The sequence below is a fragment of the Azospirillum sp. UENF 112521 genome, from assembly GCF_058780665.1.
This window is the reverse complement of sequence record NZ_JBSNCI010000003.1, coordinates 887,233-910,488: the sequence shown is the minus strand read 5'-3', so window position 1 is coordinate 910,488 and position 23,256 is coordinate 887,233. Positions and strand designations below refer to the sequence as shown.

The window sequence follows — 23,256 nt, the reverse complement described above, 5'->3', positions numbered from 1 at the left end:
CCAATGCTGTTTGGATCCGAGCACCCGGTCCGCCGCTTCGTCCCGCTGCTGGTCGCGGTCGTCGTCATCCCGTGGATCGCCACGCTGGCGGCGGCACTGGTCGGCGCCGCCAATCTGGCCGACCGCGGCACCGCCACACGCACCGACATCGTCGGCCAGGCCCTGGTGCAGGACCTCGAAAAGGCGCTCGGCCTCGGGCTGCCGCTGAACCGTCTGGCCGGCATGGACGATTATCTGGAGGAACTCTCCGACATCGTTCCCGAGATCGAGCTGGTGCTGATCGCCGACGCCGATGGGAAGACCCTGTTCCAGAAGGCGACCACCGGGCGGCCGGACCTGTCGGCGCGCCTGTCCGCGGCCGAGACCGACTGGTCGGCCTTCCACCTGTCGGTGCAGCGCTATCCCCTGCGGACCGGGGCGACGCAGGCCGGCGAGGTGGTCCTCGGCCGGAAGGCCCTGGCACAGCCGGCGAACACCCGGCGCATCCTCATCGATTTCGCGGTGGCGCTGACCATCGCGCTGACGGGCGGGTCTCTGCTTCTCCGCATGCTCGTGCACACGCAGCTGGTCGCGCCGCTCGGCTATGCCAGCGGGCTCGACGCGGTGGTGGCCCGGCGCGTCTATGACCGGATCGCTCCGCCGGTGGACCAAAGCCTGATCGGCGGCCTGCTGGCGGAGATGAACCGGCTGGTGATCGGCGTCAACGACCGCTTCGCCCGTGCGCACGCCTACCTGACCGAAGTGCGCGACCTCAGCTTCAATCCGGACGCGGCGGCGGAGGTCGAGCCCCTGATCGCCCGCATCGAGCGGCTGGGCCGCTTCTCGCCCGACCGGCTCGCGGCGCTGCCGCCGGTCGCGGGCAACCCGCTGCCGCATGCCGTCGTCTTCTTCGCCGCGGTGGCGCTGTCCATCCTCGCCGGCGTCGCCGCCCAGCGCCTGCCCCTCGACACGGCCCTGGCCGCCACGGCGCTGGGCATCGCCCTGGCGGCCCCCTTCGCCCGCATCGTCGGGCGCTACGGGCTGGCGGTCACGCTCGCCGCGCTGGCGGCCTGGGGCGTGACCACCCTGTCGGACCCCGGCCGCGACCTGCTGCTCGCCGCGGCGGTCCTGGGCGGCATCGGCGCCGGCCTGTCGGTCCAGACCGTCCGCCCGATCCTCGACGGGCTCGGTGCAGATCTGGGGGTATCGGCCACCGGCGGACTGGTGGCCGGGGCGGGGATTTCCATCCTGTGCACCGCGAGCATCGGCACCGGACCGGTGATGGGAATCGGCGCCGTGTCGGCAGCCATCGGCCTGCTGGTCGCCTTGCGCGTGGAGCGCATCGCGTCGGCGCGCCGGGCTCCCCTGATCCTGCGCCAGATCTTCGCCCTCGACCGCTGGTGGAACGGCGGACGGCCGGCGCCGAAGGGCTGGGCGCTGTGGCTGGTCACCGGCTTGGCCCTGGCCTATGCCGCCATGCCGCAGGTGGCCGGTACCCCCGGTGTCCGCCAGGGCGCGGAGTTCATCTGGTTCCACGGCGGTGCCGCGTGGCTGGCAGCGATTGCGGTGGTGGCGCTCTCGCCCCGGCCGGCGACCGCCGTGCTGCTGTCCTTGTCCGCCACCGCCCTGGCGGCCGGCGCGTTGGCCTTGGGGGCCGTCGCGGCCGGGCCGGGCACGGCGCTGGCCGTCGCCGCGGCGCTCGGCGCCGGGCATGCCGCGCTGGCGGCGGGCGGCGAGAATGGCGGTCTGGTCGCCTTGCGCGGAGCGATGGCGCTTCTGGCCGGAATGGGGCTGCCGCTGCTGCTCGGCGGCACTGCCGGTGTCGCCGCGGCCTCGGCCGGGCTGGTGGTGACGGTCGCCCTGCTGCCGCCCATCGCGCTGGCGCTGCGGCGCGTCCTGCAGGACCGCCGGACCGTGCCGGCCGCCGCGGCGGAGGGGAGTGCGGCGGCATGAGGATGGGCATTGTGGGATCCGGCAGCATGGAAGCCGGCACTACGGGAGCCGGCACTACGGGAGCCGGATTGGGCGGGCGGATGTTCGTTTTCGCCGCCGGTGCGGTGCTGGCGGTGCTCGCCACGGCGGTCCTTTTCGCCGTGCTGTGGGGCGACCGCACCGCGGAACGCCGTGTGGCGGAGGAGACCCGTGTCGCCCAGCGGCTTTGGGAAAGCCTGATGGAGGAGGAGGCCGTCGTCATGCAGCGGGCGGCGGCCGACCCGCTGCTGGTCGCGGCGCTGGACCGCAACAACGGCCAGGCCGCGGCGGCCCGGCTGCCGCTGCTCGGCTTCTCCTCGGCGGCGCTGGTCAACAGCGTCGGGCAGCCGCAGAATCTCGGTGCCGGCGCCGACCGACATGCGCCTCATCGACGAACGGCGTGTCGCCCAGGTGCTGGCGCAGAACGATGCCTACACCGGCCTCGTCGTCGTCGGCGGTGCCGTGCAGCACATGGTGGCGGCACCCTTCGGCGAGACGCGGCCGGTCGACCGTGTCGTCCTCGCGCTGCGCACCGTGCAGCCGAGCCTCACGGTCCTCGCTCGCGTCCTTGGCGGCTCGGCCTATCTGGTCGACGGCAACGGCGCGCTTTACGACCGTGCCGGCGCCCTGCCCTGGGAGGACATCCAGCCGTCCCTGGGCGGCGGCGGGGACCATGCCAAGGTCCACCGGTCCGGCCGCAGCTTCGAGGTCCGCACCCTTCGCCTCGCCGACCCTGCCGGCGGCAACACGCTGGCGCTGGTCGTGGCACGCGAATCCACGCTGGAAGACATGGCGACCAGCCTGTTCGACACCAGCGCCATCCTGGTGCTGATGACCGTGCTGGCGGCCAGCCTGTTCGGGCTGGAGTGGTTTTTCCGCCGTTCCCTGGCGCCGATCCACGCGTCGCTGTCCGCGCTGTCGGCGCTGGCCGACGGCAACACCAACGTGGCGGTGCTCGGCGCCGAGCGCAGCGACGAGGCGGGCCGGCTCGCCCGCACGGTGGAGGTGTTCCGCAACCGCAGCCGCGCCCTTCAGGATGCCGAGGCGCGGCGTGGCCGCCATTGGCTGCGTCAGCAGTCCTTCATCCGCAAGCAGATGCTGCGCATGGCGGAAACCCTGCCCGACCAGGGGCGGGTGGAACTGCTGGGGGATCTGGACCGCATCGAGTCCGTCACCGGCCGCGGCGACGGGGCGGGCGGTGACGGGGCCGGCGGTCTGGCGGTTGCCTTCGAGGTGATGGCCGAGCGTGTGCGCAGCCAGCACGCCGCCCTGGACGGCATGGTCGTGCAGCTTCGCGCCTCGCTCGACACCAAGACCGAACTGGTGGAACTGCAAAAGCAGTTCGAGATCGCGCGCCGCATGCAGCAGGCGATCCTGCCCGCCGGCCTGCCGGCCCGCCCCGATCTGGCGGCGGCCGGCCTGCTGCTGCCGGCGGCGGAGTTCGACGGAAGCTTCTACGATTTCTTCCTGGCCGACGACGACACGCTGGTGGTGCTGCTGGGCCAGGTATCGGGTGGCGGTCTGGCCGGCGGTCTGGCCGGCGGCTTCATGACGGTGACCGCCCGCACCGCCGTACGCGCTCTGGCCTCCGCCGGGCTCGGTCCGGGGGCATGCCTGACCGGCGCCAACCGCCTGCTCGCCGCCGACAATGCGGCGGGGCTGCGGATCGGGCTGGCGATGGGCGTGGTGACCCTGCGCAATCGCCGCTTCGTCTTCGCCGGTGCCGGCGTGCCGGCCCCGTTCCTGGCCCGTCGCCTGGGCGATGTCGTCGATCTGCCGGTGGCGGAGAACCCGCCGCTTGGACTCGACGCCGGCCTGACGGTCGCCGAGACCGCATTCGACCTGCCGGTGCCGAGCACGCTGGTTCTGTGCGGTTCGGGCCTGCTCGACGGCACCAACCGGTTCGACATGCCGTTCGGCCGCACCCACATGGGCGAGGTGCTGAGCGGTCTCGACGATCTTTCGGCCGACAGCACCGTCGCCGCCGTGCAGGCGGCGCTGTTCGAGCATGCCGGCGGCCGTACCGTTCCGATGGCGCGCGACCGCACCTGTCTCGCCGTGCGGGTGCGGGCATGACGGCCGGCCTGTTTGCCCGCGCCGCGGCGGCGTTCGTCTTTCTCGTGCTGTTCGCTTTCCCCGGGGCCGCGCGGGCACAGCACCCGTGCGAGAGCTACTTCGCGGCGAACGAGGCGGCCTACGGCATCCCCACCGGCATCCTGCACGCCATCGGCATGACCGAGTCCGGCCGCGGCGGCGCGACCTGGCCCTGGGCGCTGAACCTGGGCGGGGCCCCGGCCTTTCCGGCAAGCCGCGGCGAGGCGCTGGCGCTGATGGGCGACGGGGCGGGGTCGCTGCGCCTCGACATGGCGGTCGGCTGCATGCAGGTGCACACGCGCTGGCACGCGCGCGCCTTCCGCTTCGGCGAGGACATCCTGGACCCGGCGACCAATGTCGCCTATGCGGCGGCCTTCCTGCGCCTGCTCTATGACCGCCATGGCTCCTGGACCGAGGCGGTGCGCCGTTACCATGCCGGTGCCGGCAATCCCCAGGCGCAGGACATCTACCTGTGCCGGGTGCTGGGCTGGCGGGTCCGTCTCGGCTACCAGCGCGAGACCTCGGCGATGGACGGTCTGTGCGCCGCTGCCCGGACCGTCTCGGCGGAGGGGCGATGAAGAAGCTTCTCCTTGCCGTGCTGGTCCTGCTGCTGTTGGTGGTGGCGTTCGGCGGCGGCTACTATCTGGCCGGCGGCGAGCTTCCGGGAGGCACCGCCCAAGCCGCCAAAGATGGTCAGGCGCCGGCAGGAGGTGTCGCAGGGGCGGCCAACGGCACTGCTCCGGCCGGTGCGCCCGCCACCGCCCCGGCCGGAACGAAGGCCGCGGACGGGAGGGATGCCAAGGATGCGAAGGGCGTCCCTGAAGAAAACCCGCCGCCCGCCATCCCGGTGAGACCCGCTACGGCGATCGCAAAGGGCGGCACGGTCTACGCCGTCGAACTGGGCGCCTTCCGGTCGCCCGACAATGCGAAGGCCTTTGCCGGGGTGATGCAGGAGCGCGGTCTGCCCGTGTCCATCGTCGAGACGGTCGACGCCGGCGGACGGCCCTGGCTGCGCGTGCGCGCCGGCAGCTTCGCCGACCTGTGGCAGGCCGAGGCCCGCCGGCCCGAGTATGAGCGGGTCGCGGGGATCGGCGGGGTGGTGGTCGGCGAGGCGTCCCCTGCCGCTCCTGCCGCCGCTCCGTGACCGGCGGCCTTCCGCGACCTGCCGCGGACGTTGAATGCTCCACATTGGATGTATGCCTCAACCCCGCGGAAACGCATGGGATGCGGACTTTCGCCCATGCCGGAAATAGGCCTTCGGGACAGCGTCCGGTCCGCCCCCGCTGACTACGCCAGAACGAACCAGACAGAGGGCGTGATTCCGGCGGCTTGATGTTTCAATTGCCACGATCCGGGCCGACGGGCTCTCGGAACAGGATTTCGCTTGGGATGCGATGGCGATGACGACGATTACGCTGGGGCGGGGACAGGTGGCCGGGCTGGCCATCGGCGTTGTCGTGCTCATGGTTGTCGCCGTGCTGCTGGGCGTCGGGATCGCCGTGGCGACGATGGGGCCGGGGCCGGCCACGCAGGTCGCCGCCGGCACTGGTGCCGCCACTGGTGCTGCCCCTGCCGCCGCCCCGGCTGGCGAAGGCCGGTTTGCCGGCGTCGCCGACACCGTCGGCATGAGTTCCATCTCGCGCCGGTTCGAGACCGAACAGGCGGTCAAGGCCACCGCCGACCGTGCCGCGGACACCGTCTCGGGCGTGGCGGAGAGCGTGCTGGACCCGGTCGCCCACGGCACGCTCGCCGCCGCCGGCCGCTTCCTTCCGTCCTGGATGGCCGCTCCGGTGGCCAAGTCGGTGAACCGAGCCTCCTTCCAGGCGCGCAGCAAGCTGTCCTACGGCGTCGAGAACGGCGTCGAGGACCGTCTGTTCAACGGGCTCGATCAGATGAGCGGGCAAGGGGCGAAGGCGGGCGATCCGGCCCCCGTGCGCAGCTTCGCGGTCGAGCTGGGCCGCTTCGCCAGCCAGGCCAATGCCGAGAGCTTCGCCGACGCCGCCGGCCAGCGGGGCGTCTCCGCCGCCGTCTCCTACACGCCCGACGGCGGGGTCACGACACCCTATGCCGTGCGCAGCGGCCGTTTCGCCACCACCGACGAGGCGACCGCCGCCGCGGACGCCATCAAGCGGTCCAGCGGCGTCGCCGGAACCGTCGTCACTCTTGCCGAGCCGGGAGGACGGTCCTGATGTCCCTTCGACGTTCCCATGCTGCCCTCGCTTTCCCCCTGGCCCTTCTTCTGCTTCTCGGTGCCTGTGCCGACAAGCCGGCGGCCTGGCTGAACACCGTGTCGTTCACCGTGGCGCCCGCCGCCAACGACAGCACGCCGGTCGCAATCGACGTGGTGTCGATCCGCGACAAGGCGCTGGTCGATCAGCTCACGGCGCTCACCGCCGCCGACTGGTTCGCCAAACGCGAGCAGTACCGGCGCGACCACCCCTCGACCCTGGACGTCGCGAGCTGGGAGCTGGTGCCCGGCCAGAAGCTCGACGCCCAGCTTCCGTCGGACCGCGAAGCGGCCTGGGCGATCCTCGTCTATGCCAACTACGCCACCCCCGGACCGCACCGCCTGCGCGTGCCCGACACGCGCACGCTTTCCCTCTCCGTCGGCGACAAGGATGTCGAACTTGCTCCCTGACGTTTCCGCCATTCACCGGAGGCCGGCATGACCGAGGCACGCGACATTCCCGAGGCCATCGCCTGGCACGACGGCATGCTGCTGGCCCCGCAGCATTTCCAGCAGCAGGCCCTGCGCAACGAGCGGCTGCTGACCTATCATGCCGGCCATGCCCGTCCCTTCCACTGGGGCGTCGTGCATTTCCAGGTGGACCGCGTCAATCTGGTGTCCGGTCTGGTGCGCATCCGCGAACTGGAGGCGATCATGCCCGACGGGCTGATCGTCCATCATGCCGGCGACAGCAGCGAACCGCTGGAGGTGGACATCTCCGCCTATGCCGACCCGGTCGGCCAGACGCAGATCACCATCCATCTGGTCATCCCGCAGGCTCTGGCGGACCGGGCGCCCGGTCCCGGCGAGATCTCCCGCTTCCTCTCGGTGGAGGGGCGTCCGGTTCCCGACCTCAACGGCGGCGAGGAGGTGGCCATCGCCCGCCTGCGCCCGCGTCTGGGGCTGTTCGCCACCACCGGCCCGAACCAGAAGCCGCCGCAGAAGTTCGTGTCGATGCCGGTGGCCCAGGCGACCTTCCGCAACGACGCCTTCGTGCTGACCGACTTCGTGCCGCCGACGCTTTCGGTGACCGCCAACTCGGCGCTCGGCCGCCTGGGCGGCGAGATCGTGCGGCGCGTGCGCGAGAAGGCGCTGTTCCTGGCCGAACGCTCCGGCGTCGGCACCGGCAACGCCGCGACCGAGCTGGCCGACGCCGCCCGCACGGAAATCCGCAGCCTCGTCACCGGACTGCCGCCGCTGGAGGCGCAGCTCGCCGTCGGCGTCTGCCATCCCTTCGACGTCTACCTGTCGCTGTGCACGCTGGCCGGCCATCTCTCGGCCTTCGCCAACGGCGCGGTGCCGGCCAAGCTGTCGCGCTACGACCACGACGATCCGATGTCGGCCTATGGCGAGGTGCGCGATTTCATCCTGCGCATGATCGACCGCGTCAAGGAGGGCGTCGCCCGCATCCCCTTCACCTTCGAGGCCGGGATGTTCGGTCTGGTGATGGAGGAGGCCTGGCTGAAGGGCCGTCTGGTCATCGGCGTGCGCGGCCCGGCCGCCGCGACCGTGGGCGAGGTCGCCGCCTGGATGGAGAATTGCATCGTCGCCTCCCACTCGAAGCTGGAGACGCTCTCCGGCCTGCGGGTGAAGGGAGCCGACCGCATCGCGTTGGACGACAGCGGCGAATCCGGCGTTGCCGCACCGCGCGGCGTCGTGCCGTTCGAGGTGGTGGTGGACCCTCGCTACATCGTCCCCGGCGAGCGGCTGGAAATCTGGAACCCCGACAGCATCGGCAGCCGCTTCCGGCCCGCCGAGATCACGCTGTTCGTCACGGCCTGAGCTGAGGATTGGCACGATGCTTCACCGCCGGGATCTGGTCGATCACTTCCTCGCCTTCGCCCGCGAGATCCAGCAGCACCGCGCGGCGATCCGCGCCGGCCGTCCCGCTGCCGCTGCTGCCGCCGGGTCCGGGGCGGAGGCGGCCGAAAGCCTGCCGGCCTTCCTGAACGAGGACGTGCTCGCCCTGTCGGCCATGCATGCGCCGGCCGGCTTCGCGAACCGGCCCGGGATGGGCGCGGCGATGCCGGCGCTGTCCCTCGAACCCGATGCGGAGATCGTCATCCGCCGCCTGCAGGACTTTCTGGAAGCCCAGGCGGCGCAGGTCGCGCGCACCGGCACCGAACTGATGATCAGCCAGTACCGCGAGGCGCAATACGCCATGGCGGCGCTGGCCGACGACCTGTTCATCCATGACGTGGAGTGGAACGGGCGGGAGGTCTGGCGCTCCGCTTTGCTGGAGCAGGCGCTGTTCCGCACCCGGCTTGCAGGTGAGCGCGTGTTCGACCGCATGGAGGCGCTGCTGGCCAGCAACGACCGCCGGCTGTCGCAGCTCGCCGCGGTGTACCTGCTGCTGCTGGGGCTGGGCTTCAAGGGCCGCTACCGCGAGCCCGGCGGTGCCGTGCAGCTGCGCAGCATCTCCGCCCGCCTTTTCGAATTCATCGCCGGGCGCGAGTCCGAGCTTGCCCCCGGCCTGCTGCCGGCCGGACGCACGCTGATCCCGTCCGCCTATGCCCACACCATGACCGACGGGCAGATGCGCACGCTGGCGCGCGGCGTCCGCTGGCCCGTCGTGCTGGCCGCCCTGGCCGGTGCGTGGCTGGTCGTCGGTCAGGCGATGTGGTGGGTGACGACCGCGAACCTGTCGAGTGCGGCGGACGCGGTGATGCAGGCGTCCGTCCGCGTGACGCGCTGAGCCGGGGACGGGGAGAGGCACCATGGATATTCTCGGCACCGTCCTGACGGGCATCGCACAGAACCAGCTTTGGTTCTTCGCAGCGCTTCTGCTGGTCGTCCTCGTCATCATCGCCGTCATGGCGGTGATCCTGCTGCGCGCCGGCCGCCGGCCGGCCGAGCCGCCGCCCGAGGTCAAGGCCTTGCCGGCACCCGAGAGCGCCGATCCCGGCGGGGCGCCCGGCACGCCGGGCGTGCCCCCGGCGCTGCCCATCGTCGGCGGGCGCGACCTCCGCCGCCTCTTCCGCGAGGGCCTTGCCGCCTATCGCGAGACCCTGTCGCGCAACGTCTATCTGGTGCCGTGGTACCTGCGCACCGGCGTCGTCCCCGGCGACGACGGCGGCCTGCTGACCTGCGCCGAGGAGGTCAGGCCGCCGGTGGAGTCCAAGGACCGGCCCTTCGGCTTTCACTGGCGCTTCTACGACCGGGCGGTGGTGATCGACATCGACGACGCCCGCGTGGCCTGGAAAGGCGTGCTCGACCAGCTCGCCCGCCACCGCGTCATGATGCCGGCCGACGGCGTGATCCTGACCATCCCGCTGGAGGAACTCGAGGACGTCCGCCGCGCCGCCGCGCGCGGCACCGAGCTTTACGCCCGCCTGTGGGAAATCCAGCGCACGCTCGGGCTTGCGCTGCCGGTCTATGTGGTCGTCACCGGCTGCGACGCCATTCCCGGCTTCCCGCTGCTGGCCGATGCGCTGCCCGAGCCCCTGCGCGACGGCATGCTCGGCTGGTCGTCGCCCTACGCGCTGGAGACGGTGTTCACCCCCGACGTCGTCGGCGAGGCGCTCCAGTCCGTCGCCGCCGGCATGTTGGCCCTCCAGCTCGAAGTCTTCGGCGCGGCAGCCCGGGAGGACGGGGCACAGATCGTGGCGCTGACCGACCGGCTGACCGGGACGGAGGCGGCCCTGCGTGCCATGCTCGGCACCGCCTTCAAGCGCACCGCCTATCAGGAAACCCTGTATGTGCGCGGCCTGTATTTCGTCGGCCGGACGGCGCCGGAGACGCCGGCCGTCTTCGGCCGCGACCTGCTGAACCGCAAGATCTTCCCCGAGGCGGGGCTGCCCAAGCCGACCCGCGCCTTCGCCGCGACGCGGACCCTGCGCCGCCATGCCTGGCCGGTCGGCACCGCCGTCGCCTCCGCCGCCGCGATCCTGCTGCTGTGGATGGGCGTGCACCGGGTGAACACGCTGTCGGACCAGCTGGTCCCGATCCTGTCGGACATCCCGGCCAACCTCCAGCAACTGTCCGACCAGCGCGCCGCCAACCAGGCCGGCGCGCCGCTGCCGGCGACCTATGCCGACGCAGCCGCACGGTTCGTCCAGGGCATGGCGACCCTGCCGCAGGATCTGCCCTTCAACCCGCTGCCGGCCGCCTGGATCAGCGGCGTGCCGGACGAGGTGGCCCGTGCGCTGGCGGTCGGCTATCGCCGGCTGACGCTGGCGACCATGCGCGATGTCGCCGAGGACCGGCTGCGCCGGCTGGCCCGCGATCCGCTCCGCGTCCAGATCGGTGCAAGTGAGTTCGACCGCCTGCGCGCCTTCGCCGCCGAGGTGGGCATCGCCGAAGGCCTGGCCAGGGCCTACAACACCGTCGACTCCCGTGACGCCAACATGCCGCTCGACGAGGCGCTGGAATTCTCGCTGGGCTCCGCCGGGGCGCGCGGCTTCTCCGCAAGGCTGCATGGCTGGGGCGTCGACGTGCCGCCGTCGGGCGGTGCCATCCCAGCCCCCGGTCCCGGTGCGCAGCGGCCGATCGACCTGTCGGCCTATCGCGGCGACGTGACGCGCCGCTTCCGCCAGTTCGCCGACGCCTATCTGCGCGAACTTGCCATGAGCGGCCTCGCCGTGGCCCGTCTGTCGGTCGCCGCCAACGAGCTTGAACTGCTCGCCGGCGGAGCCCGCACCGGCGCCGATGCCGCGACTTCCTATGCCGAGGTGCTGGGGAGCCTGGACGAGGCCGCGCGCGGCCTGAACATGGAGCGCGGCGCCTGGATCGGCACCGACGGTCCGGTGCTTCCGCCCGAGTTCGACACCCTTCTCACCCGCCTGGAGAAGTCGGAGCTGTTCGGCCCCGGCTTGCGCGCCGACATCATGGAGCTCGCGCAGCGCCGCTATGACGAGGCCGGGTCGGGCGGAAAATCGCTGGACTCGGTGATCGGCCGGCTGCTGGTCCAGGGACCGACCGGCGCCCCGCGTCTGTCGCCCGCGGCCGAAGGCCTCCGCCAGACCCTCAGCGTCTGGTCGGGGCGCCGCTTCATGCGCTCCGGCGAGGCGTCGGGCACCATGGCGGCTTCTGCGGCGGCTCCGACCAACCGCGCCGGCTGGGACCGCGCGGCCTTGGAGACGATCCCGCCGCTGCTGGAAGATTATCTGCTGTTCGACGCCAAGGAGCTGCCGCAGGCTCCGCAGATCCTGCGCGCCTCGATGCGGGCCGCGGCGCAGCACCAGCTCCGCCGCGGTGTCGAGCAGGTTCTTGCCCGCGCCCTGTCCGGCACGCCGGCCGGCGGGACCATCGACCGTGCCGGCGGGCTGACGCAGCTCCGCGAGTCCGCGCGCTCGCTGCGCCTCGCCTTTCCGGTGCTGGCCGAGACGATGCAGAGCTTCCGGCAGATCGGCCTCGCCACGCCGGCCGACGCCATCCGCGACATCGTCGCACGGCAGGCCAACGCCGTGCTCGCCCAGGCCGACCGCATGCTGGAGGAGGACCAGCTCTACCGCCCCGATGCGCGGTCGCTGAACACCTGGATCGACGGTCCGCTGGTTCCAGCGCAGCTGTTCGGCCAGCAGAGTCCCACGGCGCTGGCCCTCTATCTCGGCAATGCGCGGCAGGAGGTGATGGCGCTGACCCGCGAGGTCGCGGCGCCAGTGGTCGAAATCCTGGAGAAGCCGGTCATGGGCGGTGGCGCGGCCTCCGGTCTCTCGGCCAAATGGTCGCGCATCGTCGCCGAGTTCGACCGCTATGAGGGCGGCCGTCCGAACAGTACGCTGGCTGCCCTGGAGAAGTTCGTCACCACCGACGTGGCCGCCATCGATGCCGCCAACTGTTGGGATAAGGCGCAGCTCGACCCGCAGGCCGGCGATTTCTTCGCCAGCCGCCTGAACGAGCTGAAGCAGTCCATCGCCGACCGCTGCCGCCTGATGGTCGACCAGCGCGTCTATCTGGGCTATGCCGAGCTTGCGACCGCCTTCAACGCCTCGCTGGCCGGCCGCTTCCCGTTCGGTCCGGTCGGCGAGAGCCAGGCCGACGTCTCCACGGTGCGGGCCTTCTATGACGCCTTCGATGCCCGCCAGGGCTACGTGATCGAGGGGCTGCGCCGCTCGACCCGCCTCGGCACCGCCGGCCATGACGCGCTGCGCTTCATGGAGACGATGGCGCTGGCGAAGCCGGCTCTGACGGCCGCCACCGTTACCGACCAGTCCGGCGGACTGCTGCTCGACCCGACCTTCCGCGTCAACCGTGGCCGCGAGGCCGGCGGCACCAACATCATCGAGTGGAAGCTGTCCACCCCGGCGGGCACCATCGCCAACATCGGTGCGCGCTCGCCCTTGCGCTGGTACCCCGGCGACCGCGTTGCTGTCTCGCTGCGCTGGGCCAAGGACGGCAAGCTGGTGCCGGTCAGCGGCATCGGTGCGTCGTCTGCCGTCGACGAAGCAACGCTGACCTTCGCCTATGAGGGGCCCTGGGCGCTGTTCGCGCTGGTCCGCCAGCACAATGCCGCGCAGCGCGACCGGCCGACCAATGCCGATACGGTCCTCCTGTTCGAAGCGCTGACCAAGCCCGTACCGACCGCCAGGGACGGGGAGGGCAGGGAGGTCGAGGACAAGGCCGGCCGCGATGCGCCGGTCTCCCTCAGCCCGAGCCTGCGTCCCGGCACGCCGGGCCTGCCCTCCCTGCCCGAGGCGAAGCGGCCGGACACGCGGGTCTTCATGGCGCTGGGCGCCAAGCGGACAATCGTGACCGACGGCAAGCCGCCACGCGACGAGAAGGTGGCGCTGCCCGAGCTTCCGTCGTCGGCGCCGCTGCTGGCATCGGCCGGCGGCATGCCGCGGCCGGGCTACCCACCGGCCGTGCCGCCGAGCTTTTCCCCGAGTTTTCCAGCCACACCCCCGGCAGGGCTGACGGGCTTCCCTTCGGCCGGCTTCGGCGGTCAGCCGGTCAACCCGACGGACCGCGCCTTCTTCGACCTCCAGGCGCCGCCGGGCGTGCCGCCGCTGCTGCGGCCGGCCAACCAGCGCGTCTACTGACGTGTCAACGAACGGATCCCAGTCAACGCCATGACCGACACGCAGACCGCCGAACGCCCTCTCATCGACGTCGAACGGATTCTCGCGCCGATCCCGGGAGATCTTCCGGCCGGCGAGGACATCCGCTACGAGCCCGAGTTCGACGCGCTGGCCGAGGCGCGGCGCATGGACGACGACACCGACAAGGGGATCTGGCAGACCGACGACGTCAAGCGGGCCGACTGGAAAGGCGTCGCGGCCGGCGCCACCGAGCTGCTGGCGACCCGCTCGAAGGATCTCCAGATCGCCGTCTGGCTGGTCCAGGCGCTAGTGCAGCAGCATGGGCCGTCCGCCATCGCACCGGGCCTCTCGATGCTCGCCGGCCTTGCCGAAACATTCTGGGACGGGCTCTACCCACGCATCGACGAGGACGGCGACATGGAGGCGCGCTTCGCGCCCCTGTTGTGGCTGGACGAACGGCTGGCCCGCGATCTGCTGGCGATGCCCATCGCGCTGCCGGAACAGGGTGCCAAATCGGGGCTCCGGCTGCAGGACTGGCAGAACGCCCAGCGCTTGCGCAAGCTGGCCGGCCGCGATGCCCGCGCCTACAAGGCCGCCATCGCCGATGGTGAGGTGCCGGTGGAGCGGATCGTGAAGGATGTCGAGAAGACGCCTTCGGACTTCTATCTCGCCCAGCGTGAAAGCCTGAAGGCGGCCGAGGCGGCGGCGCAGGCGCTGGACGCGAGACTGGACCGGCTCGCCGGCCGCAACGCTCCTGCCCTCTCCCGCTTCAAGCGCACGGTCGAGGAACTGTGCCGGTTCCAGGAGGATGTCCTGCGCAAACGCGGTGTCGCCCTCGAGCCGGCGGCACCCGTGGCGGCCCCCGAAGACGCCGCTGCCGGCGACGCCGCCGCGGCCCCCGATGCCGCGGCCCGTCCGGCCGGCGCCGGCTGGACCGGCGGGCCGCGCAATCGGGAAGAGGCCTACGGGATGCTCCGGCAGATCGCCGACTATCTGGAAAAGGAGGAGCCGCACAGCCCGACCTCCTATCTGGTGCGGCGCGCGGCCTCCTGGGGTCAGCTCTCGTTGCCGGAACTCTATGCGGACCTGCTCGGCGACCGCGGCGAGGTCGGGCGGATGTTCTCCGTGCTGCGCCTGAAGGACGAGTGATTCCACGATGCGCATTCTTCTCAAATATCCGGGCATTGCCGGCGATTCGCTGCTCCAGGGCTACAGCAACCTGATCTTCTGCTCGAAGTTCGACATGAAGACCGGCTCCAACGACGCCGGATCGCTGGAATACGGCTCGGCGGTGGAGGATGACGACTACGACGTCTACGGCATCGCCGCGATGCATGACAACTACGCCAATGTGAAGCCCCAGGCGAAGCGGCGCACCGTCGGCATCGACAGCATCGACCTCAGCAAATCCATCGACATGGCCTCGCCGCTGCTGCTGAAGGCGGCGTTCGCCGACCCGGTGCCGGGTGCCGAGGCCACGATCTATTTCCTGCGGCCGATGGACACCCAGGTGTCTGCCAGCCAGTCGGACATCGACGGCGGCAAGATCAGCTTCGACAAATTCATGACCATCGTGCTGACCGATGTCCACGTCACGTCCTACACGGTCTCCGCCAATGGCAGCGGCGACAACAGCGGCGACGAGACGATCTCGCTGTCCTTCACCAAACTCAACATGACTTACGTCCATTACAAGAACGGCCAGCCGCAGAACGTCCCGGCTGAAATCAAGGTGGCAAAGAAAGAATGACACACGCTCATATCACTCCGGCGGACCTTCCGGCCGGCGCTCCGATCCAGGCTCCCCGCGGTCCGGCGAAGCATATCGAACATTGGCTTGAAATGGCGATGTTCCAGAGCCGCTGGCTGCTGGCGCCGCTTTACCTCGGGCTGGTCGGCGCACTCGGCATGATCGGCTGGTGCTTCGCGGTCGAATTCGTCCACGCCTTTCCGAAGCTGGCCAGCGGCAACGAGTCCGAGGTCATCCTGGTCGTCCTGGCGCTGGTCGACCTGACCATGGTCGGCAACCTCGTGCTGATGGTGATCTTCAGCGGCTACGAGAACTTCGTGTCCAAGATCGACGTGGCCGGCCATTCGGACCGTCCGGAATGGATGGGCAAGCTCGATTTCAGCGCCCTGAAGGTGAAGCTGATCGCCTCCATCGTGGCGATCTCGTCGATCCAGGTGCTGAAGACCTTCATGCATGTCGGGACGGTGTCCGACCGCGACCTGATGTGGCTGGTGGCCATCCACTGCACCTTCGTTGTGTCGGGTCTGCTGCTCGCCTTCATGGATTACATGGTCAAGAAGAGCCACGCGCTCGAACATTGATCGGGCCGGAAAGGGGGGACTTGCGATGTTTAGGAGTCTGCTGGCGTTCGCGCTTCTGCTGTTCACGGGTCTGTTCGCCATGGTGGCGGACGAAGCGCGTGCCGAGCCGCAGAAGGTCGTCGTGGGGACTTACATCAACCAGATCACCGGACTGAACCTGAAGGAAAAGCAGGTCACCGTGGATTTCTATGTCTGGTTCCGCTGGGATGCCGACGACTTCAATCCGCTCGACTCCTTCGAGGTGATGAACGGCACCATCAGCTCGAAGGAGCCGACGCCGCTGCGCAAGGTCAAGGACCAGAATTATGTCTCGGCCCGTGTCCATGCCGTGCTCAACCAGGCTTGGGACATCAGCCGTTTCCCGCTGGACAAGCAGTCGATCCGCATCGAGATCGAGGACAACGACCGCACGGTCGAGAATCTGGTCTATGTCGCCGACACCGATAACACCGAGGTCAATCCCGACATCGACATTGCCGGCTACAACGTGACGAAGACCACGGCCGGCATCTCGGAGAAGACCTACCGCACCAACTACGGCGATATTTCCCTGCCGAAGGCGCACGAGTCGCGCTTCTCGCGCTTCGTGCAGGAGGTGCAGATCGATCGGCCGAACACGATCTATTATTTCAAGACCTTCTCGACGATCTTCATCTCGTGCCTGGTCGCCTTCCTGGCCTTCCTGGTCAAGCCGATCGACCTCGACCCCCGCTTCGGTCTCGGCATCGGTGCGCTGTTCGCGGTGGTGGCCAGCTACTTCATCGTCGCCGGCGAGCTTCCACACAGCACGGGCTTCACGCTGTCCGACAAGATCAACATGGCGTCGATGGGGCTGATCTTCCTCAGCCTGCTGCAGAGTTCGGTGTCGCTGATGATCTACGAGCGGGACACGGCGAAGGCCGTCAGGCTGGACCGCATCTCGGTCATCGTCTTCCCGATCGCCTACGTGATTCTCTGCGCCTGGATCACTGTGGGGTAAGGTCCCCGCCGCTCAGGTGGGCGGCGGATGGGAGCCCGCAATGGGGCGGGCCTCCCTCCATCGATGCCGCCAGCCTCAACGCCGCCAATATCAACGCCGCCAGAACAGCAGCCCCTTGCGCTTCTTAGGCGGCTCGGGTTCCGGCTCCGGTTCCTTGGCTTCGGGCTCCTCGTCGAAGGAGAAGGCGTCGGCGCTGACCGGCGGGGTGTCGTCGGCTGCGGCTTCATCCTCGAAAGCCTTGAACGGGTCTTCGTCCTCAGCCGTCTCCGTCTCAGCCGCCCCGTCCTCCGGATCGTCCGCAGTTCCGGTCGCGCTTTGCTCCGTTTCGGACGAATCCTCGTCGGTGTCGAAGGCCGCGAACGGATCGTCGGACCCGAAGGGATCCTCTTCGCCGGGCTCCTTTTCCTTCTCGTCCTCGTCGAAGCTGAAGGGATCCGTGCCGCTCGCCGTTTCCCCGGTGTTGCCGGAACCGAACGGATCCTCCGCAGCTGTTTCAGCATCGTCATCGTCGCCGAAGCTGAACGGGTCTTTTCCGCTTTCGTCGTCGCCGAAGCTGAAGGGATCGGAACCGCCCCCCTCTTCGTCGTCATCGCCGAAACTGAACGGGTTGTCGTCCGACGCGGCCTCGTCCTCATCGCTGGCCGACGACCCGCCGGAGGCCCGCATCTCCTCCTTGAATTGCTCCAGTTCGGCGCGGAAGCGCTCCTCCGCCTCGGACCAGCGCGCCCGTTCGGCCTCAAGCGCCTCCAGCAATTCCTCTTCGCGGGCACGCGCCTTGGCGCGCTCCTCGTCGAGGGCGCGGATCAATTCGTCCTGGCGGTCGATCATCGTCTCGTGACGCTCGTCGAGCGTGGCGATGACCTCGCGGACATACTGCTCGAACGCCTGGAACTGGAGGGCGAGAACATCGCTGTCGCCGTCCGCCGCGGCTGCGGCCCGGGCCGCGGCAGCCTTGGCGGCCTTCCCCTTGGGGGCCGGTGCGGGCGTTTCCGCCGGTGTTGATGTCGATTTTGAAACAGAAGCGACCCGGGCCGCCTGCTGCGCCGGGCCGTCGCCGAGCCAGCGCGCCACCAGGATGTAGGAGACCTGCAACTCCTCGGATATCCGCCGATAGCTCCAGCCCTGCGCCCGCAGGCGCTCGGCCATCTTCTGGCGGTCCACTTCATCGCGCGAGCTTGGGGCTTGGTCGGGGAGCTTGCGGCCACCGTCGCCGGCCTGATCGGCCGAGGACAGCACGATCAATTCCTTGAATTTCCGATCGGTCATTCAGCCCCCGCGGCCACGCGCTTCAAGATTCTCCGGCCTTCCCGAGTTTCGCGGGTTTGCATCGCGGTTGTCGACGCCCAAACAGTCCTCATTGGTGCGGTCTGCGGACCGGCCGACCATTCGGTCCGGCAACTGCGGCGGTCAGTTGGACGAAGGCGGATTGATCGACTGGATGTGCGCGATGTAGCGCGACATGGCGGCGATCCCCTCTTCGGTCAGCTCGACGAAGACCCGCCGGCCGTCCTGATCGTCCGCCACCCGGCGGATCAGGCCACAGCCCTTAAGGTTGGAAATGCGGCGCAAGGCGGTCGTCTGGGCAACGCCGGAGGCCATGCACAGCGAGGATACCGAGATCCGCTTGCCCAGCAGGTGGTTGGTCATCAGATCCAGCAGCATGGCCCAGCAGGGGTCCTCGAAGAGATCCTTCGGGAAGAACTTGTCGCGGCAGGCCTGCCACTGCTGGAGCGCGCGAAGCGCACGCAACCGCTCATGGTCCGATTCCGGACGGGCGGGAAGAGGTTTCTTCGCCTTGCTCATCGGAACGACGCTGAGCGCCGGCGCGGACGGCGCCGGCGTACCCGGGAAGGGGGACGGGGCCGCCGCATTGTGTCGTTCGCGCAGGGCCTTCACCGCGGCGATCATCGCCATTCCGTGCCGGTAGGCCTCATCGAGCGCCGCGTCGTGGGGCGGGGCTTCGCGCGTGGTCTGGCTGACGGACAGCGCCCGCACCAGAGCGCCGTGCAGCCGGCCGAAGTCCTCCGGATCGTCCACGAAGTCGGCCACCTTGAGATGCATCGCCCGCACCACGTCACCGACCTGGGCGCCGGACGCCAGGATGATGAACTGGACGGAACGGCTGCCGATGGAGGACTGCATGCGCTCGACCAGCGCCAGCCCGTCGAAATGCGGCATCACCATCTGGACGACGACGACACCGATGGAGGAGTCGGCCTCCAGAGTGTCGAGCGCCTGGACGATGTCGCTGGTCACCTGGATGCGGTGGCCGTTGCGCAGGAAACTTTCTCGCACGCGGTCGGCCGCGGGGAGGTTCTGTCCGACGACCAATATGGAAGGACCCGGTGCAACAAGCTCCGTGCTGGTCTCCACCGGTCGGATCGGCCACGTCAACGGTCGCTCGATTTCGATCCGCATCATCCTACCCTCTGGGTTGCGATGTAGCTATGCCCATAGTAGGTACCACAACGGGCGGCAGCGTGAAAAGAAGCGATGTAGCACGTATGGGCATAAACTTCCGTGATCTCCCAAATTTGCGAAGACAATGCTGTGACACGACTCGCGCTTATTCGATGGGGTGGCGCAATTACCCCCGCAATTGTCATGTTACAGCTTAGAAATATTAGATTGTTCTTGAAGGAAGCGAAGCTATCGCTCAGATTGTGGAGATATTACTTAGGTCATATGCACACTAAATGAATGTCGGCTCCGGCCACTGCACGCCGGACGCGTCCACTCTGGACCCGTCTCGTCCGCGAGCCCGGCTGATTTGCGTTAAGGTCGGCTGAATCCGAGTTCCAGGCCCGGCAGCAAATCCGAGCAGACAAATCTGCGATCAGCCAAGCGACCGACAATGCGATTGACCCTGTCGACCAAGATCATGCTCCTGCTTCAGGTGGCGCTCTGCTTCGCGCTCGCCTCGACCGCGGTGCTCTCGTATCTCAAAATGGAGCGCATGGTGGAGGAGACGGTGGCTTCGCGCTTCCGGGTCGTTGCCCATGGGTTGTCGAGCGAGGTCGAAGGTGCGGTGAGCCTCGGCGTTGCGCTGAACGCGTTGCGAAACCTCGACGAAATGATCCAGCGCGCCCTGGTGCGTGACCTCCAGATCACCGGGCTGATGCTGTTCAATGACAAGGGCGAGGTGCTGGGTGCGGCCGGCGGCAGTGCGGTCCGGGGCATGCTGCCCGACAACTGGCTCGCGGCCTTCCAACGCGACGGCAAGACCGACCGGGGGGCGAAGATCGTCGACGGTGGCTCACAGGTGCTGCTGCTCAGCATCGGCAACGCCTATGGCGGCGTCGCCGGCGGCGTCGCGCTCACCTATTCCCTGGACGCCTTGCGCGCGGGCATCCGCGGCACGATCCCGGAACTGGCGATTTCCGGCGCGATCAACCTCGCCACCTGCTACGTCATCAGCCTGATCGTCGTCTGGCTGGTCATGCGGCGGCTTCAGCGGTCCCTGCGGGAGGCGGCGGTCATCGTCGAGGCCGCGACCGACGGCGGGCGGCCGGTCGTTCCGCCGGAGATCGCGGCGTTCGCCCCGGGACTTGCCGGCTTCGTGGAGCGCGTGTCCGCGCGCCGCCGGCAGGGCATGGACGAGCGCAAGGCGGCGCCGGTGGAGGTCGCCTGATGGAACTCACCTTCATCAAGCGGCTGAACTGGCTGCTCACCGGCCTCGTGTCGGTTCTCATGCTGGTCAGCCTTGTCGTCCAGACCTCCCATTTCAACACGCTCTTCCGTCCCCAGGCGGAGCCGGAGCTGGCGCGCAAGGCGGAGGTCGTCGGCAGCTACATCGTCGCGCAGATCGACCGGGCGGTGTCGCTGGGCTTCGAGGTGGAGAAACTCAACGGGGTCGACGAAATCCTCGCCGATGCCCTCGCGGTCAATCCGGACGTCAACTACATCGCGCTGATGGTCGGCGACCGGATCGCCGCATTCGCCGGCGCCCCGGATGCGCGGGCCGGCGACCTGCTGGCGGCGCGCGACGCCGACGGCGCGGTGGCCGGGCGTTACATCGATGCCGCATTGACCGTCGGCGGCGGTGTGCCGGCGCTCCTGCATGTCGGCGTTCCTGCCGGGTCGGTCGAAGCGGCGCTCAACGACATCGTCTTCGATCTCGGGTCGGTGCTGATCGTCGCCATCCTTCTGAACATCGAAATCCTGCTGCTGGTGGTCGGCAGTTCGGTGACGGCACCGCTTCAGCGGGTCGGCGACGTTCTCAAGGAGGGTGCCGAGGGCAGGCTGACCTTGCGGACCGGGCTGCGCGGGCGCGACGAGGTGGGGCATCTCGGCCGTGCCATAGACCGCGCGCTCGACGTGATGCGCGATGCGGAGGGGGCCGCCCCGCTTCAGCCGGGAGAAAAAGCCGAAACGCGCGCCGCCGCCGGCGACCGCATCGTGACGATGCAGAGGATCAGCGAGCTGCGTTTCGCCATCTTCGTCTTCGCCCTGGCGGAGGAACTGACCCGCACCTTCCTGTCCGTCTATATCAAGGATCTCTTCGAGCCGGTGCCCGGCCTCAGCAAGGAGCTGGTGATCGGTGCGCCCATCGCGCTGTTCATGCTGCTCTGGGCCGTCGCCCAGCCGATTGCCGGCAACGTGTCGGAACGCCGGGGCCGCCGCACCGTTTTCCTTGCCGGCGCGGTGTTCTCGGCGCTTGGGCTGCTGGGGTCCGGCCTGGCGACGGATCTCATCCAGCTCATCGTCGCCCGCTGCCTGACCGCGGTCGGCTATGCCAGTGTCTTCATCGCCGCGCAGGGCTTCGTCATCGATGCCACCGATCCGCGCCGGCGTGCCGGCGCCATCGCGCTCTATGCGGGCGGCATCCTGACGGCCGGCGTCTGCGGTCCGGCCATCGGCGGTGTCGTCGCCGACCAGATCGGCTTCCGCATGACCTTCATCGTCTCCGCGGCGCTGGCGCTGGCGGCGGCCTTGATGGCGTGGCACCTCCTGCCCCGGCATGTCGACGGCGGCAAGGCCAAGACCCGTGGGCTGCGGCTGCGCGACGTCGGCGTTTGCCTGACCAATCCGCGCTTCGTGGCGGTGACCCTGTTCAGCGCCGTGCCGGCGAAGTTCGGATTGACCGCCCTGCTGTTCTTCCTGCTGCCGCTGGCGCTGGACGACAGCGGGGTCAGCCAGTCGTGGATCGGCCGCGTGCTTCTTCTCTACTGGCTGATGATGATCGTGGCGTCGCCGCTGGTGGCGCACCTGTCCGACCGTTCGGGGCGGAGAACCCCGTTCCTGGCGATCGGCGGCGTGATCGCCGCGGGGGCGGCCTATGTGCTGGCCAATTCCGGGACGCTGCCGATGACCATCACCGGCGTCGCCCTGCTCGGCCTCGCCCATGCGCTGGTCAACACCCCGCAGATGGCGCTTCTGGCGGAATCCTGCGTGCGGGAGCGTTCGACGCTCGGCGAGACCACGGTGATCGGCATGTTCCGGCTTATCGAGCGCATGGGGTCGGTGATAGCGCCGTTCCTGGCCGGCCTGTTCCTCGCTTATTACGGCTACCACGGCGCCATGAAGGGCATCGGCATCGTGCTGGCCGCCTGTGTCGCCGCCCAGCTTCTCCTGCTGGCCGCCACCGGCGGACGGCCCTCCGCTGACCTCCCCCAGAAGGACCCGGCATGACCTCCGTGACCCGACGCTCGCTGCTCCTCGGCTCCGCCGGCGCGCTCCTGGCATCCGGCCCGGCTGCGGCCGCCATGGCGGGTAGCCCGGCGGGAGCCCCGACGCCCAATCCGGTCACGGCCGGGCGCGGCAACCGGCCGGCCAACATCATCGTGCTGACGCCGCGCAAGGATGTCGGCGACGTGCTCGGATTCCGCGATCTGCTCGAATCCATGGGCATGCAGGCGAAGATCGATGTGCGCGAGGTGCAGCAGGCGTCCGCGGTGGCCGGCATGCTGCCGGACATCCGCGCCGCCCGCCCCGACCTCGTGCTCACCGTGTTCACGCCGCTGACGCTGGCGACCGTCGGCCGCTACGACGATCCCGATCCCTCGAAGTTCCTGACGGATGTGCCGGTGGTCTTCACCTCCGTCACCGACCCGGTCGCCTCGCGCATCGTCCGTTCGCTGGAGCAGCCGGGCCGGGCGGTGACCGGCACCCGCCACATCGCCCCGGTGGCGGTCCAGTTGAAGACGATGCTGGCCTACCGGCGCTGGAAGAAGATCGCGGCGGTCTACAATCCGGCCGAAGAGAACATGGTCGTCGCCGTCCGCGACCTGAAGGAGGAGGCGGCCCGCCAGGGGGTTGAGATCATCGACGGCGCGGTTCCGCGCGATGGAACCGGCAGGCCCAATCCCGACGCCATTCCCGACCTGATCCGTGACGTGGCGCGGGCCGGGGCGGAACTGGTCTATATCGGTCCGGACACGCTGGTGGCGTCGAACAACAGCCAAGCGGTGGCCGACGCGGCTCTGGCCAACAATGTCGCCACCTTCTGTTCCACCGAACTGCCGATCCGCCGCTCCGGCCTGCTGATGGGCTTGGTGAGCCCGGCGGTCAATGTCGGCCGCTTCGCCGGGCTGAAGGCCTACGACATCCTGAGCGGAGCCAAGCCGGCCACCGCGATACCGGTGGAGACGCTGAACCGCTTCTCCTTGCTGCTGCGCATCAACACCGCCAAGCGTCTCGACCTTTACCCGCCGATGCGCCTGCTCAACATCGCCGAAATCGTCAAGGATGCCTGA

18 protein-coding genes are annotated in these 23,256 nt (G+C 69.4%); 16 read left to right on the top strand and 2 right to left on the bottom strand.

The genetic code is table 11. The features are described 5' to 3' along the window. Positions 1–3: 3 nt before the first annotated feature. From ACWPN8_RS19770 to ACWPN8_RS19710, 13 genes are all read left to right on the top strand, one after another. Positions 4–1,932, top strand: coding sequence for a hypothetical protein (locus tag ACWPN8_RS19770; protein ID WP_492241961.1), 1,929 nt, complete (start codon positions 4–6; stop codon positions 1,930–1,932). A 396-nt stretch (positions 1,933–2,328) separates the two neighbouring features. After that, on the top strand, positions 2,329–4,026 hold the full coding sequence (locus ACWPN8_RS19765) for a PP2C family protein-serine/threonine phosphatase (protein WP_492241960.1): 1,698 nt from the start codon (positions 2,329–2,331) through the stop codon (positions 4,024–4,026). Continuing rightward, on the top strand, positions 4,023–4,622 hold the full coding sequence (locus ACWPN8_RS19760; protein ID WP_109451205.1) for a lytic transglycosylase domain-containing protein: 600 nt from the start codon (positions 4,023–4,025) through the stop codon (positions 4,620–4,622). Before ACWPN8_RS19765 ends, ACWPN8_RS19760 begins: the two co-directional genes overlap by 4 nt. After that, on the top strand, positions 4,619–5,188 hold the full coding sequence (locus tag ACWPN8_RS19755; protein ID WP_492241959.1) for an SPOR domain-containing protein: 570 nt from the start codon (positions 4,619–4,621) through the stop codon (positions 5,186–5,188). Before ACWPN8_RS19760 ends, ACWPN8_RS19755 begins: the two co-directional genes overlap by 4 nt. Before the next feature lie 256 nt (positions 5,189–5,444). Further along, on the top strand, positions 5,445–6,233 hold the full coding sequence (locus ACWPN8_RS19750) for an SPOR domain-containing protein (RefSeq protein WP_492241958.1): 789 nt from the start codon (positions 5,445–5,447) through the stop codon (positions 6,231–6,233). Continuing rightward, entirely contained in the window at positions 6,233–6,682 is a 450-nt protein-coding gene (locus tag ACWPN8_RS19745; protein WP_492241957.1) for a hypothetical protein, read from the top strand. Before ACWPN8_RS19750 ends, ACWPN8_RS19745 begins: the two co-directional genes overlap by 1 nt. A 27-nt stretch (positions 6,683–6,709) precedes the next feature. Beyond that, positions 6,710–8,053 carry a type VI secretion system baseplate subunit TssK gene (tssK, locus tag ACWPN8_RS19740; RefSeq protein WP_109451213.1) on the top strand — a complete coding sequence of 448 codons (1,344 nt, stop codon included), beginning with the start codon at positions 6,710–6,712 and terminating at the stop codon, positions 8,051–8,053. A 16-nt stretch (positions 8,054–8,069) separates the two neighbouring features. After that, entirely contained in the window at positions 8,070–8,966 is an 897-nt protein-coding gene (locus ACWPN8_RS19735; RefSeq protein ID WP_247873265.1) for a DotU/TssL family secretion system protein, read from the top strand. 22 nt (positions 8,967–8,988) lie between these two features. Beyond that, positions 8,989–13,251: a type VI secretion protein IcmF/TssM N-terminal domain-containing protein gene (locus ACWPN8_RS19730; protein WP_492241956.1), complete on the top strand. Its 4,263-nt coding sequence runs from the start codon at positions 8,989–8,991 to the stop codon at positions 13,249–13,251. A gap of 30 nt (positions 13,252–13,281) precedes the next feature. Then, positions 13,282–14,400 (top strand): type VI secretion system protein TssA, encoded by a 1,119-nt coding sequence (gene tssA / locus ACWPN8_RS19725; protein ID WP_492241955.1) that lies wholly within the window; start codon positions 13,282–13,284, stop codon positions 14,398–14,400. 7 nt (positions 14,401–14,407) lie between these two features. Continuing rightward, positions 14,408–15,001 carry a type VI secretion system tube protein Hcp gene (locus ACWPN8_RS19720; RefSeq protein WP_109451220.1) on the top strand — a complete coding sequence of 198 codons (594 nt, stop codon included), beginning with the start codon at positions 14,408–14,410 and terminating at the stop codon, positions 14,999–15,001. After that, positions 14,998–15,582: a TIGR00645 family protein gene (locus tag ACWPN8_RS19715; protein ID WP_109451222.1), complete on the top strand. Its 585-nt coding sequence runs from the start codon at positions 14,998–15,000 to the stop codon at positions 15,580–15,582. Before ACWPN8_RS19720 ends, ACWPN8_RS19715 begins: the two co-directional genes overlap by 4 nt. Before the next feature lie 25 nt (positions 15,583–15,607). Further along, a complete protein-coding gene (locus ACWPN8_RS19710) occupies positions 15,608–16,561 on the top strand; it encodes a ligand-gated ion channel (RefSeq protein ID WP_109451224.1) in 954 nt (317 codons plus the stop codon). A 90-nt stretch (positions 16,562–16,651) separates the two neighbouring features. On the opposite strand, the gene ACWPN8_RS19705 is transcribed toward ACWPN8_RS19710, so the two are convergent. Continuing rightward, positions 16,652–17,827 carry a helix-turn-helix domain-containing protein gene (locus tag ACWPN8_RS19705; RefSeq protein WP_492241954.1) on the bottom strand — a complete coding sequence of 392 codons (1,176 nt, stop codon included), beginning with the start codon at positions 17,825–17,827 and terminating at the stop codon, positions 16,652–16,654. Positions 17,828–17,968: 141 nt separating this feature from the next. Beyond that, positions 17,969–18,979: a response regulator gene (locus ACWPN8_RS19700; protein WP_492242102.1), complete on the bottom strand. Its 1,011-nt coding sequence runs from the start codon at positions 18,977–18,979 to the stop codon at positions 17,969–17,971. A 436-nt stretch (positions 18,980–19,415) separates the two neighbouring features. Between ACWPN8_RS19700 and ACWPN8_RS19695 the strand changes: the two genes are divergently transcribed. Genes ACWPN8_RS19695 through ACWPN8_RS19685 form a run of 3 tightly spaced genes read left to right on the top strand, consistent with a single transcriptional unit; the run spans position 19,416 to position 23,256 of the window. After that, a complete protein-coding gene (locus ACWPN8_RS19695) occupies positions 19,416–20,192 on the top strand; it encodes a hypothetical protein (RefSeq protein ID WP_492241953.1) in 777 nt (258 codons plus the stop codon). Next, entirely contained in the window at positions 20,192–22,192 is a 2,001-nt protein-coding gene (locus ACWPN8_RS19690) for an MFS transporter (RefSeq protein WP_109451234.1), read from the top strand. Before ACWPN8_RS19695 ends, ACWPN8_RS19690 begins: the two co-directional genes overlap by 1 nt. Continuing rightward, positions 22,189–23,256 carry an ABC transporter substrate-binding protein gene (locus tag ACWPN8_RS19685; RefSeq protein ID WP_492241952.1) on the top strand — a complete coding sequence of 356 codons (1,068 nt, stop codon included), beginning with the start codon at positions 22,189–22,191 and terminating at the stop codon, positions 23,254–23,256. Before ACWPN8_RS19690 ends, ACWPN8_RS19685 begins: the two co-directional genes overlap by 4 nt.